This is a genomic window from Enterobacter sp. TMH.L2 (genome assembly GCF_050847315.1).
GTDB lineage: Bacteria > Pseudomonadota > Gammaproteobacteria > Enterobacterales > Enterobacteriaceae > Cedecea.
Genome location: NZ_CP193791.1, coordinates 4,162,805 through 4,175,848 on the forward strand (window position 1 = coordinate 4,162,805; position 13,044 = coordinate 4,175,848).

Here is a 13,044-nt window from a genome sequence, read left to right on the forward strand (position 1 = left end):
GTTATTCACTCCCTACGCGCTGGGTATCGTTGCGCAGTGCGTTGGCACGGCGCTGATCCATGATATCGCCACTCGAGGAGGACGAAGAGGTACTGGCACTGCTGCTTGAGCTGGACGCCGGCGGCAGACGCAGCAAATTGTTCGCTGCGCTGTTATCGCTCTTCGCGGCCGGCTGCTGAGCGCCGCCCTTCAACATCTGATCCAACGGCAGCACCATCAGGTTGCCACCTTTATCGTTAACCAGCACTTTACGGGTGTGGCTAAGGACTTTTTCCATGGTTTCGATATACAGACGCTCACGAGTAATCTGCGGTGCGGCTTTATATTCTGGCAGCATCTTAGCGAAGCGAGCCACTTCACCCTGCGCTTCCAGAACGGTTTGTGCTTTATATGCACGCGCTTCTTCCAGAATACGCTGAGCCTGGCCGTTTGCACGCGGCTGTACTTCGTTGCTGTAAGCTTCTGCCTCACGAATGTACTGCTGTTCGTTCTCACGAGCGGCAATCGCATCATCAAAGGCGGCCTTAACTTCTTCTGGCGGACGTGCCGTCTGGAAGTTTACGTCCAGCAGCGTGATACCCATGTTGTAAGGCTTGATGGTTTCTTCAAGCTCACGCTGGGTATCGCTACGAATTACGGTACGCCCCTCGGTGAGGATCTTATCCATGGTGTATTTACCGATAACGCCCCGCAGTGCGCTGTCAGTGGCCTGACGCAGGCTGTCATCTGCACTGGTCACGCTGAACAAATAGCGCTGTGGATCGGTCACGCGGTACTGCACGTTCATCTCAACGCGCACGACGTTTTCGTCAGAAGTCAGCATCACACCGGACGCCGCAAGTTCACGTACCGACTCAACGTTCACTGCCTGAACGCTGTCGATAAACGTCGGTTTCCAGTTCAGACCCGGCTCAACGAGATGGCTGAATTTACCAAAGCGGGTCACAACACCGCGTTCGGCTTCTTTAATGGTATAGAACCCGGTTGCGGCCCAGATAATGACCGCGGCTGCAGCCACAATACCGACCACTCGACCGCCAATAGGATTGCCCGGCCCCTGCGATGCATTACCACCGCCGCTGCCACCGCTTTTCCCGCCGCCAAGGCCGCCGAGTTTTTTACTCAGCTTGCGGAAGATATCATCCAGATCAGGTGGCCCCTGATCGCGCCCTCCTTTGTTACCCCCAGAGTCGCCGCCAGGCTTGCTGCTTCCCCACGGGTCGCGGTCCTGTCCGTTATTACCGGGCTGATTCCACGCCATGTTTATGCTCCATATTTGTTGTGCGGTGATATCCCCCGAGGGGGAAATAGTCTTCAGGACATTTATACCCGTCATACTTCAAGCCGCAGGTGCGTTGGCTGCGCCCGCTCACCCCAGTCACATAGTTAGGCTATGCTCCTGGGAACTCTCGGCCTTGTCGCCTGCCTGCAACTCGAATTATTTAGGGTATATGAACCAGTCTGATGACATCTAAACGATGTAATCCGCGAGTGCCGGTTCTTGTTTACAGAGGCGACGCCAGTCCACGATAGGCATACGAACTTCTAACCCCACGCATCCGTCTTCCTCTGTCCACTCTTTTTCTATTGCCTGAAGCTGATAAAAACGGCTCCGCAAACGCCCTGCCTGAGGGGGTAAACGCAGCGTATGCTGCGCAATTTCACCAGACAAACGCTCCGTCAGAGCCTGGAAAAGCAGTGGGACACCGGCACCGGTCTGTGCGGAAAGCCAGACGCGGATCGGCACATTCTCGTCGTTCCTGTCGATACGCGGCTCAAACTCATCCAGCGCATCGATTTTATTCATGACCAACAGCGTAGGGATTTCATTCGCCTCAATCTCTTCCAGTACGGTATCGACTGCTGCAATGTTTTCCTGCATCCGGAAGTCGGCCGCGTCAATCACGTGTAACAACAGCGTGGCCTGACGTGTCTCCTGCAAAGTGGCCTTAAACGCCGCTACCAGATCGTGAGGCAGGTGGCGAATAAAACCGACAGTATCTGCCAGCACGGTTTCGCCCACATCGGCGACGTCAATACGGCGCAGTGTAGGATCGAGTGTGGCAAATAGCTGATCCGCGGCATAAACATCGGCCGCGGTAATTCTATTAAATAGCGTGGATTTACCGGCGTTGGTGTAACCCACCAATGAAATCGTCGGCACATCGGCTTTATTACGTGAACGCCGTCCCTGCTCGCGCTGTTTTTCTACGCGCTCTAACCGCGAAAGGATCAGCATAATACGATTGCGCAGCAGACGACGGTCCGTCTCGAGCTGGGTTTCCCCTGGACCACGTAAACCGATCCCGCCTTTCTGGCGCTCAAGGTGAGTCCAGCCGCGTACCAGGCGCGTAGCCAAATGGCGAAGCTGGGCCAGCTCAACCTGCAATTTACCCTCATGGGTACGTGCACGTTGGGCAAAAATATCTAAAATTAACCCGGTGCGGTCGATAACACGACACTGGCACAGGGCTTCCAGATTACGTTCCTGGGCGGGCGATAACGCATGATCAAACAGCACAACCGACGCCCCAGTGGCCTTAACGGCCTCGGCAATCTCAACGGCTTTGCCTTCACCAACAAAATACTTTGGGTGCGGGGACTTGCGGCTACCGGTTACCACCTGCAGCGCTTCGACACCGGCTGAAGAGACCAGGGATTCAAACTCCGCCAGGTCTTCCATGTCTTTGTCTTGCGAAAAATAGATGTGAACCAGTACCGCCTGCTCACCGGCATCATAACGGTCAAACAAGCGTATAACCTCTCAAAAAGACCAGCGGGGAACGCAGTTGAACTGGTCCCCCGACCGGGAAAACAGCAAGCAACCTTATTCGGTTTCTTCGCTGTCTTGTTGCGGCGCAGAACCAGCCTGCGCGCTGCCGCCGTGATGGTAGCCGCCAGAACCGCCGGTGCCGGTGTTATTGCTATGATGAGAAACCGGACGAGACGGAACAACGGTAGAAATCGCGTGCTTATAGACCATCTGGCTGACCGTGTTTTTCAACAGGATCACGAACTGATCGAAAGACTCAATTTGACCTTGCAGCTTAATACCATTCACCAAATAAATAGAAACTGGAACACGTTCACGACGCAGTGCGTTCAAGAACGGATCTTGTAAAGATTGCCCCTTAGCCATTCTATCTTTTCCTTATATGTTTGTTGTTTGTCACTCAAGAGCGATTAGCTCTGAAAAACTGCGTAAAAATTTGCGCACGCTGACGATTCAATTGTACACATTCACCCATGCTTCGCACTAACAACCTGTAGCACTTCGCTGTATGCCTGCTCAGGTTTTTCACTGTCTAACCAGTGAACACCTTCCCAACCACGCAGCCAGGTCATCTGGCGCTTAGCCAATTGACGCGTCGCGCAAATACCTCGATAAACCATTTCATCGTATGACGTTTCACCGGCCAAATAAGACCACATCTGGCGGTAGCCCACACAACGGATGGAAGGCATCTCCGTATGCAAATCTCCGCGAGCAAAAAGCGCCCGCACTTCTGCTTCAAAACCTGAAGCTAACATCTGATGAAAACGCTGCTCAATTCGCTGATGGAGCAGTTCACGGCTCGCCGGGGCGATGGCGAACTGATGCACCTGATACGGCAGAGCTTCTCCTGACGTTTGCGTCAGTTCCGTTAAAGTTTTACCCGAAATGAAAAAAACTTCCAGTGCCCGGGAAAGCCTTTGCGGATCATTTGGATGAATCCGGGCAGCGGCAACCGGATCGATTTCCTCCAGTTGACGATGCAGCGCATTCCATCCTTGCTCTGCCGCCTGTTGCTCTATTCTTGCCCTGACTTCCGGGTCCGCCGACGGCAGTGGCGAAAGCCCTTCCAGCAGCGCTTTAAAATAGAGCATAGTCCCACCGACCAGCAGCGGAATACGCCCGGCGGCGGTAATTTCAGCCATCTCGGCCAGCGCATCGCGGCGAAAATCTGCCGCAGAGTACGCCTGAGCCGGGTCAAGTACGTCCAGTAACCGGTGAGGCGCCTGGGCTTGCTCTTGTTCCGTTGGCTTAGCGGTACCGACATCCATTCCACGATAGATGAGGGCCGAATCTACGCTTATCAACTCTACCGGCAAAGTTTTACGCAAATTAATAGCAAGTGCCGTCTTACCTGAGGCCGTTGGCCCCATTAAAAAAATCGCCTGTGGCCTTTTTTTATCTTCAGTCATCTTTCAGGGCGTTCATCGCCGATTGTAAATCAACAGGTTGCAATAAACCGCTGGGGGGTGATTTCACCAACTGCGGGCAAAGACGTTCAACGTCTGCCAGCAGGGTGATCGCCTGAGCCTGACTCCACTGTTCGTGATCGCTTGCCAAATGACGAGCAATCCACAAAGCCAGCTGGCCCGCCGAAACGTCCGCCTGTTGCGCCAGGTATCCTGGCAGTTCGTGAATCAAGATTTGTAAATTTTGTTTCCGTAAAGGTAAAGGTACCGTGCGAATTGTTATCTGCCGGGCATCGGTATCAAACTCAATGCCCATTTCTTTCAAAAGCGCCTGATATTTAACCAATACGTCATGTTCTTCGCGACTGACTTTCAGCCGGAGTGGAATCAGCAGCGGCTGAGCACGCAGACCTTCACTCCCCGGCGCCAGTTGCGCCTGTTTTAGCCACCGTTCGGCCACCACCAGCGAAAGCAGCGAAAGTTTGCCCTGTCGCTCCAGCAAAGCTTTATCCGGCGGTAAAACCGTTAACACCCGGCCAAAACTTTGCGAGTGGCCCTCTAACGCAGCCGGCTCTTCAGCACGAGTGACAGGTTTTGGCTCGACCTCAGGCGTCTCAAGCAACTGATGATAAAGGGCACCCTGCTGCTTTTGATAGCCAGCCGCTGCATGTGGCCAAAGGGGCGTACCTCCGACCCCGGCTGGACGACCACCGCTGCCAGATGTAGACGAAATCTGCCTTGGCGCAGTCTCACGGGGCTCACGCGCGACGGCTGGCGTGGCAAACTGATTGCGCCCGGCGGCAACACGGTTCTCCGGCTGCCAGCGCTCAACGGGCGTTTCCGCCGTTTCTTCCAGCGCCAGGGCGTTCTCACCCTGCTGCTGAAGTACGCTTATCACGCCCTGATAAATAAAGTCATGCACCAGCCGTGACTGATGGAAACGCACCTCATGCTTCGCAGGGTGAACGTTAACGTCCACCTGATGCGGATCGATCTCCAGATACAGCACAAAGGCTGGCTGCTGATCCACGCCCAGTTTGTCTTCACAGGCCTGGCGAATCGCATGGTTAATTAAGCGGTCGCGCATCATGCGCCCGTTAACATAACAATATTGGATCTCCGCCAGGGCCGAAGTGGTTGCAGAAGGCTCAGCAACCCAGCCACGTAGCGTCAAATCACCGTGCTGCCACTCAATGGCCAGCGCCTGTTCAAGAAACGGCGTACCGCAAATGGCCCCCAGGCGACGCTCGCGTGGCGCACCTTCCTGTACGGCACGGTACTGGCGGATCATTTTGCCGTTGTGATTAAGCGTGATAGAAACATCGAACCGCGCCAGCGCAATGCGGCGTACCACTTCATCAATATGATTAAATTCGGTTTTTTCGGTGCGCATGAACTTACGGCGCGCAGGCGTGTTGTAAAACAGATCGAGCACTTCGAGCGTTGTTCCAACGGGGTGCGCGGCTGGTTTGACCGTCACAGCCTGGTCACGCCCTTCGGCGTAGGCCTGCCAGGCTTCATTTTGTTCTGCGGTACGCGATGTCAGGGTCAGGCGGGAAACGGAGCTGATACTTGCCAGCGCTTCGCCGCGAAACCCGAGGCTGATAATGGCCTCCAGATCGTCAAGTGAAGCGATTTTACTGGTGGCGTGGCGAGCCAGCGCCAGCGCCAGCTCTTCCTGCCTGATACCGCAGCCGTTGTCCCGAATACGAATGAGCTTCGCGCCACCACGTTCAATGTCGATATCTATGCGCGTGGCCCCGGCATCAAGGCTGTTCTCAACCAGCTCCTTCACTACCGACGCAGGGCGCTCTACAACCTCGCCAGCGGCGATCTGGTTCGCAAGCTGCGGCGGCAGAACCTGAATCGGCATGTTATCTCCTTAGTTGGTCACCGCGACCTGCTGCGGCGAACCCAGTTGGCTACGGGCAGTTTGCTCATTCGATGGAGCAGACTGCAGCGGGTGCTCGCGGAAATAGTTACGCAGCCCCTCATAAATGGCCTGAGCTATTTGCTGCTGGTAAGAGTCGCTGCCAAGCAAGCGCTCTTCGGAACTGTTGCTGATGAAGCCCGTTTCAACCAACAGAGAAGGAATATCCGGTGAACGCAGCACGCCCAGGCTCGCGTGTTCCGGGCGGCGCTTATGCAAAGAGCCTACGCGCTGCAGCTGAGCCAGCACTTTGGTCGCGACATCATACCCGACGCGCTGAGAATGACCGAACTGCAAATCCAGCACAGCCTGGCTCAGGTAGGGATCGGCCTGGCTATTTGCCAGCACATCTCCCGCACCACCCAGCAACTCAGATTGTTTCTCGTGCTGCTCCAGCCAGCCCGCCATTTCACTGTTTGCACGGCGGTTAGAAAGCACCCAGACGGATGCGCCCGTGGCATCGCGATTCGGCGCTGCATCCGCATGAATAGACACTAGCAGGTTTGCATTCTGCTTACGCGCTACGTCTGAACGCCCCATGACCGAGATAAAGTAATCTCCATCGCGAGTCAGTACGCCGCGGAACATCGGGTCATCATTCAGCAGGGCTTTCAGCTTCCGCGCGATAGAAATAGTGACGTTCTTTTCCTGCGTGCCGCCGGGGCCAATCGCACCGGGGTCCTGACCGCCGTGACCGGCATCAATGGCGACCACAACGGTATCCGACGGGCCACTGTTTTTTGCACGAGCCGCCGGGCGAGTCACGGTATTAGAACCTATCACGCCGGTGACCTGCTGAGGCTTAAAGGGATTACGGGCAGGATCTGGAGCCTGAACGGGGGCAACGGGTTCAACGCGCTTAGCCACAACCGGCGGCGGTGGTGGAGGTGGAGGTGGAGGTGCATCAGCGTTGATTGTAAAGATAACGGTATAGTTGGCACCGTTTTGCTGTTTCACCGCGCGGGTTTTACCAGGCTGGGTTAAATCGACGACCAGGCGCAAAGATTGATCGTCTTTTGGCTGTCCGGCGCTAATGCTTTTCACCAGATTACTGCCGCTAAACTGCAAAGGCAGTCCGCGAATCACGCCGGTTTGTTTGATATCCAGCGCAACGCTTCGCTTATTATCCTGTGAAAAAGTGTATTCCGGGTCGCCCATAAAACTAAAAGTGATACGTGCCTGATTTTCACCGTTGGAAACCTGAATATCAGACAGCGCCGCCGCCCCCGCTTGTGCACAGCACAGCAGCAGGAATCCAGCCATCAACCAACCTTTCACGCGATAGATCATCCCGTCATCCTTGCTATTTGGCTAACCGCGCCAGTAACGCTTCACCAGATGAGGAAACGGCGGCAATGCGCGCTTCGCGACCTTGCGCCTCGTAGCTCAGGTGAATTTCGACATCCGGGTCCGGGAGCACACCTGTCCCCTGCTGCGGCCACTCCACCAGGCAAATTGCGTCGTTGGTGAAATAGTCACGGATCCCCATAAACTCAAGCTCTTCGGGGTCTGCCAGACGATACAAGTCAAAGTGATAAACCATCAGGTTATCAAGCTGATATGGCTCAACTAATGTATAGGTTGGGCTTTTAACGTTGCCCTTGTGCCCCAGGGCCTGTAAAAAACCACGGCTAAAGGTGGTTTTGCCCGCGCCGAGGTCACCATAAAGGTAAATCACCGTCGCGCCCTCACAGGCCTGTGCCAGGCGTTCACCCAACGCTAACGTTGCCGCTTCTTCAGGTAATGCAATAACTCGATTCATCATGGCTTCAGGTATTCAAATCCGGGTTAACAAACAGATAAAGCGTTGAAAGCAGGTCGCTTGCCAGCATGCCGCGCATGCCTCGCTGGCGAGCTAAAACATCAGCCGCCGCGCCGTGGGCCACGCAGCCTGCACAGGCAGCATCATAAGGGGTAAGCTTCTGTGCCAGCAATGCGGCAATGATCCCCGACAGCACATCCCCCATTCCACCGCTTCCCATCCCGGCATTGCCAACGTCGATAACGCCCAGCCGATCGTGGCTGGCAACCAGCGTGCCGGCACCTTTTAAGACCACGGTTCCGCCATAACGTTTGACCAAACGCCTTACTGCAAGTAAGCGGTCACTCTCAATTTGTGACACAGCGCAATTTAGCAGCCGTGCTGCTTCGCCGGGATGAGGCGTAATCACGCGATTCTGACGTTTATCCGGGTTGATTGCCAGAAGGTTAAGCGCGTCCGCATCCCAAAGCATCGGTTTACGGCTGTTTTCGACTTTCTGCAGCGCTTTCTTGCCCCATTCCTGCTGCCCAAGCCCTGGCCCAATGGCCACCACATCCGCCCATTCCAGAGCCTCATCAAGCGATTGTGGCGTCAGCTCATGAACCATTAACTCAGGGCAAGCGGTAAGCAGTGGCGCAACGTTTTCAGCACGAGTAAGTACCCGAACAAGACCCGCGCCTGCACGAAGCGAAGCTTCGCCGGCCATACGAATGGCTCCGGCAGTGCCGCTGTCGCCACCAATCAGTACCAGCCGCCCGTTATCCCCTTTATGCGAAGTCGGCCGCCTCGGTTTAATCCACCCGGCAAGCTGCTGAACATCAAACCGGGAAATGGGCGCGATCTGCCTTTCGAGCCAGGGTTCAAGCCCCAGAGCGGCATAGTGCAATCTACCAACCACATCTCGCGCCTTCCCTGTGAGTAAACCTGGTTTGAGTGCGATAAACGTCACCGTATCCGCCGCCTGAACCACCGTGCCGGGCACAGCGCCCGTTTCTGCCAGCAGACCAGAAGGAATATCCAACGCAACAACCGGTGCAGGGTGATCGTTTATATGCTCAATCAGTTGAGCAATACCTTCACGCGGCGCGCTACTTAAGCCAATGCCCAGCAAGGCATCAACAATCAAATCAACGCCTGCGGGCCAGATTTTATCGGGATCGTGCGGAACGCCGCCCGCATTAAGCCACGCTTCACGCGCCTGAGCGGCTTCTTCGGGCAAGGGCTTATCGCTTTCTACCGCCAGCAACGTTGTCTGAAAACCAGCCGCCTGCGCCAGCCGGGCAACGACATACCCGTCCCCGCCGTTATTTCCGTGCCCACAGACAATCAGCCAGTGGCGAGCGTCAGGATAACGCGTGCGGGCAATCTGAAATGCCGCTTCACCGGCACGCTGCATCAGTTCATAAAGCGTAATGCCCAGGCTATCGGCGGCGTCTTTTTCAGCATTACGCAGCCAGTCTGCCGGCCAGACCGAATGTGGTATACTTTTGACGTACTTTTTCAGGTTATGGTCCGTCATGTCACAGCCCCTCGATTACAATCAGTTAGCGCAAAGCATTAAACAATGGGGCAAAGATCTTGGCTTCCAGCAGGTCGGTATTACCGATACCGATCTCACCGCCAGCGAGCCGCAGCTGCAGGAATGGCTCGACAAGCAATATCACGGTGAAATGGACTGGATGGCCCGGCACGGCATGATGCGCGCACGCCCACACGAACTGGTGCCCGGTACGCTTAGGGTCATTAGCGTTCGCATGAATTACCTTCCAACCAACGCCGCCTTCGCCTCAACGCTGAAAAACCCGCAGCTAGGTTACGTCAGCCGCTACGCGCTGGGCCGTGATTACCATAAAGTCTTGCGTAACCGCTTAAAAAAGCTGGGGGAAATGATTCAGTCCCACTGCTCCACGCTGAATTTTAGACCTTTTGTTGACTCCGCGCCGCTTCTTGAGCGCCCCCTGGCCGAAAAAGCCGGGCTGGGCTGGACAGGTAAGCACTCACTAATCCTTAATCGCGAGTCGGGTTCGTTCTTCTTCCTCGGCGAATTGCTGGTCGACATTCCGCTGCCGATTGATTCCCCCGTTGAGGAGGGCTGCGGCCGCTGTGTAGCCTGCATGACCCTTTGCCCGACCAACGCCATCGTCGAGCCCTACACGGTGGACGCAAGGCGGTGTATTTCCTATCTGACCATAGAACTTGAAGGTGCAATCCCGGAAGAATTCCGGCCGCTTATCGGCAACCGCATCTACGGCTGCGATGACTGCCAGCTAATCTGCCCGTGGAACCGCTACTCGCAGCTTAGCGAAGAAGATGACTTCAGCCCTCGTAAGGCACTCCATTCTCCGCCGTTGATCGAGCTGTTTGCCTGGAGTGAGCAGCACTTCCTGCGCGTGACCGAAGGCTCAGCGATCCGTCGCATTGGCCACCTTCGCTGGCTGCGTAATATCGCCGTTGCGCTGGGCAACGCGCCCTGGGATGAGGCGAATCTGGCCGCGCTTGAACAGAGACAAGGTGAGCACCCACTTCTGGATGAGCACATTGAATGGGCGATTGCGCAACAATTAGCCAGACGAAGCGAGCAGGCCGTTGAGGTTCAGTTACCGAAGAAACAGCGTCTGGTGAGGGTGATTGAGAAAGGGCTTCCGCGCGACGCGTGATATGTCCACAGCGTGTGCATAACATTCAAAAACACGTTGTCATTCAAGTGTCAAAATTTCTGCAAGCATTACATTAATATTTCGACACTAAATTAATACTTTAATTATCAATGCATTAAAATATTGGTGTAATAAATATTACATTTGTAGAAGACGCGAGGAACGACAGAAGGCTGTGGATAAGTCTGTTCATAGTTGTATTGCAAGACAGCAAAATACCATCCGCGACGCTTGCTGGACGCTGTGGATAATTTATGCTTGAAAGGAAAATTTGGAGCGGGAAACGAGACTCGAACTCGCGACCCCGACCTTGGCAAGGTCGTGCTCTACCAACTGAGCTATTCCCGCTTGGGTGGTGCGTGGCTGTAAAAGCCAATCAAATTTTGGAGCGGGAAACGAGACTCGAACTCGCGACCCCGACCTTGGCAAGGTCGTGCTCTACCAACTGAGCTATTCCCGCTTGGGTGGTGCATGGCTGTAAAAGCCAAATCAAATTTTGGAGCGGGAAACGAGACTCGAACTCGCGACCCCGACCTTGGCAAGGTCGTGCTCTACCAACTGAGCTATTCCCGCTCTGTGTAACGCTGCAAATTCTGCATCGGTACGGGAGGCGCATTATACGAGAATTCGTTTTTGTCGCAAGCCCTCAAACGTTTTTTTTCGCGATTTTCGTCTGACTGCTGGTTAAATCGCCATGATGATTATTTTATCGTCGGCTTTGGCTGTTTTCCCCTCACCTTTTCGGCAAGGGGACTGTTTTTAAAGCTTAATAAAATTCTCGCGATAGTAAGCCAGTTCCGCTACGGACTCGCGAATATCGTCCATCGCCTGGTGGGTCCCCTGTTTTTTAAAGCCGGGCAGAATTTCTGGCTTCCAGCGGCGCGCCAGCTCTTTCAACGTGCTCACGTCGAGGTATCGATAATGGAAGTAGGCTTCCAGCTCAGGCATATACTTAAACAAGAAGCGACGATCCTGCCCGATGCTGTTCCCGCAAATTGGAGATGTATTCGCCGGCACCCACTGCTTCAGAAACTCCAGCGTCGCCAACTCCGCAGCACGGTCGTCAAGCGAGCTGGCTTTCACGCGCTCAACCAGCCCGCTTGCGGTATGGGTGCGAACGTTCCAGTCATCCATTAACGCCAGTTGTGCATCAGACTGATGTACCGCGATGGTTGGCCCTTCTGCCAGAATGTTCAGGTTGGCATCAGTCACCAGGGTAGCAATCTCAATAATGCGATCCCGCTCGGGATCCAGACCGGTCATTTCTAAATCAATCCAAATCAGATTGTTTTCGTTTCCACTCATGTTATTTTCCACCCTTCTTGTGCGTCGCCCACCCTTGACGATGGGTTAATTCGTATAAAATAGTGTGTATCATAGAGGTTTTGCCCCCCAGGGGCGACCAGGAGCCAGTACGCTTGAGCAAAAATAAACTCTCCAAAGGACAGCAGCGCCGCGTCAACGCGAACCACCAGCGTCGTCTGACAAAAACCGTGGAGAAAGCCGACTATGACGATGCCCAGTTTGTTGAACCGCGCGAAGGCACGGTCATCAGCCGCTTTGGCCAGCATGCGGACGTCGAGTCGCACGAAGGCACGGTACATCGCTGCAACATTCGTCGCACCATTCGTTCGCTGGTTACCGGCGACAAGGTAGTCTGGCGCCTGGCGAAAGAGGCCGCCGAAGGCGTCTCGAAAAAAGGGATTGTGGAGGCCGTGCATGAGCGTACCTCCGTTCTGACCCGCCCAGACTTTTACGACGGCGTAAAACCGATTGCGGCCAACATAGACCAAATCATCATCGTTTCGGCCATTCTGCCGGAGCTGTCGTTGAATATCATCGACCGCTATCTCGTTGCCTGCGAAACCCTCGACGTTGAGCCACTGCTGGTGCTGAACAAAACCGATCTGCTGGACGATGAAGGCCGGGCCTTCGTTAACGAGCAGATGGATATCTACCGCAAAATTGGCTATCGCGTGCTGATGGTTTCCAGCTATAAAGCAGAAGGGCTTAAAGAGCTTGAAGCCGAGCTCGTGGGCCGCATCAGCATCTTTGCGGGCCAGTCCGGTGTGGGTAAATCAAGCCTGCTGAATCACCTGTTAGGCTTCACCGATAAACAAATTCTGGTGAATGACGTTTCCGACGTCTCTGGTCTTGGCCAGCACACCACCACGGCTTCCCGCCTTTATCACTTCCCGGGCGGCGGCGATGTCATTGACTCCCCCGGCGTGCGTGAATTTGGCCTCTGGCACCTCGAGCCTGAACAAATCACCCACGGGTTTGTCGAATTCCATGATTACTTAGGCCGTTGTAAATACCGCGACTGCCGCCACGACAATGACCCAGGCTGTGCCCTACGAGAAGCCGTGGAACAAGGCCAGATCGCTGAAACACGTTTCGAAAACTACCACCGAATTCTGGAAAGCATGGCGCAGGTAAAAACGCGTAAAAGCTTTTCTGATACTGACAACTGACAATTAAGCTGGGCGCCGCTAGAATCGCCCCTTTTCTGT

The 13,044-nt window shown here is 54.8% G+C and carries 11 protein-coding genes and 3 tRNA genes; 2 read left to right on the forward strand and 12 right to left on the reverse strand.

Translation table 11 applies throughout. The features are described 5' to 3' along the window. Nucleotide 1: 1 nt before the first annotated feature. From hflK to nnr, 8 genes are all read right to left on the reverse strand, one after another. Entirely contained in the window at nt 2–1,261 is a 1,260-nt protein-coding gene (gene hflK, locus ACREYP_RS19925) for an FtsH protease activity modulator HflK (protein ID WP_008453604.1), read from the reverse strand. Nucleotides 1,262–1,471: 210 nt separating this feature from the next. Continuing rightward, a complete protein-coding gene (gene hflX / locus ACREYP_RS19930) occupies nt 1,472–2,752 on the reverse strand; it encodes a ribosome rescue GTPase HflX (protein ID WP_008453606.1) in 1,281 nt (426 codons plus the stop codon). 75 nt (nt 2,753–2,827) lie between these two features. Continuing rightward, nucleotides 2,828–3,139, reverse strand: a complete 312-nt coding sequence (gene hfq, locus ACREYP_RS19935; RefSeq protein ID WP_008453608.1) for an RNA chaperone Hfq — start codon at nt 3,137–3,139, stop codon at nt 2,828–2,830. Nucleotides 3,140–3,240: 101 nt separating this feature from the next. Next, a complete protein-coding gene (miaA, locus tag ACREYP_RS19940; protein WP_336818304.1) occupies nt 3,241–4,185 on the reverse strand; it encodes a tRNA (adenosine(37)-N6)-dimethylallyltransferase MiaA in 945 nt (314 codons plus the stop codon). Next, nucleotides 4,178–6,055, reverse strand: a complete 1,878-nt coding sequence (gene mutL / locus ACREYP_RS19945; RefSeq protein ID WP_336818303.1) for a DNA mismatch repair endonuclease MutL — start codon at nt 6,053–6,055, stop codon at nt 4,178–4,180. The genes miaA and mutL overlap by 8 nt, the downstream gene beginning before the upstream one ends. Nucleotides 6,056–6,064: 9 nt before the next feature. Beyond that, the gene (gene amiB / locus ACREYP_RS19950; protein ID WP_166993302.1) at nt 6,065–7,402 is read right to left on the reverse strand and encodes an N-acetylmuramoyl-L-alanine amidase AmiB; all 1,338 of its coding nucleotides are present in this window, start codon (nt 7,400–7,402) and stop codon (nt 6,065–6,067) included. 13 nt (nt 7,403–7,415) lie between these two features. Next, nucleotides 7,416–7,877: a tRNA (adenosine(37)-N6)-threonylcarbamoyltransferase complex ATPase subunit type 1 TsaE gene (gene tsaE, locus ACREYP_RS19955; protein ID WP_008453617.1), complete on the reverse strand. Its 462-nt coding sequence runs from the start codon at nt 7,875–7,877 to the stop codon at nt 7,416–7,418. A 4-nt stretch (nt 7,878–7,881) separates the two neighbouring features. Then, complete coding sequence (nnr, locus tag ACREYP_RS19960; protein ID WP_336818301.1) at nt 7,882–9,393, reverse strand: bifunctional ADP-dependent NAD(P)H-hydrate dehydratase/NAD(P)H-hydrate epimerase; 1,512 nt, start codon at nt 9,391–9,393, stop codon at nt 7,882–7,884. On the opposite strand from nnr, the gene queG reads away from it, so the two are divergent. Then, nucleotides 9,392–10,531 carry a tRNA epoxyqueuosine(34) reductase QueG gene (gene queG, locus ACREYP_RS19965; RefSeq protein WP_166993296.1) on the forward strand — a complete coding sequence of 380 codons (1,140 nt, stop codon included), beginning with the start codon at nt 9,392–9,394 and terminating at the stop codon, nt 10,529–10,531. The genes nnr and queG overlap by 2 nt on opposite strands. A gap of 272 nt (nt 10,532–10,803) precedes the next feature. On the opposite strand, the gene ACREYP_RS19970 is transcribed toward queG, so the two are convergent. The 4 genes from ACREYP_RS19970 to orn all read right to left on the reverse strand — a co-directional run bounded on the left by ACREYP_RS19970 (nt 10,804) and on the right by orn (nt 11,836). Further along, nucleotides 10,804–10,879: transfer RNA gene (locus tag ACREYP_RS19970), tRNA-Gly, on the reverse strand. A 36-nt stretch (nt 10,880–10,915) separates the two neighbouring features. After that, a tRNA-Gly gene (locus ACREYP_RS19975) sits at nt 10,916–10,991 on the reverse strand. Between the two features lie 37 nt (nt 10,992–11,028). After that, nucleotides 11,029–11,104 (reverse strand) — tRNA-Gly (locus ACREYP_RS19980). A 186-nt stretch (nt 11,105–11,290) separates the two neighbouring features. Then, nucleotides 11,291–11,836 carry an oligoribonuclease gene (orn, locus tag ACREYP_RS19985; RefSeq protein ID WP_008453623.1) on the reverse strand — a complete coding sequence of 182 codons (546 nt, stop codon included), beginning with the start codon at nt 11,834–11,836 and terminating at the stop codon, nt 11,291–11,293. Nucleotides 11,837–11,949: 113 nt separating this feature from the next. Between orn and rsgA the strand changes: the two genes are divergently transcribed. Continuing rightward, on the forward strand, nt 11,950–13,005 hold the full coding sequence (gene rsgA / locus ACREYP_RS19990) for a ribosome small subunit-dependent GTPase A (protein ID WP_498881031.1): 1,056 nt from the start codon (nt 11,950–11,952) through the stop codon (nt 13,003–13,005). Nucleotides 13,006–13,044 lie beyond the last annotated feature (39 nt).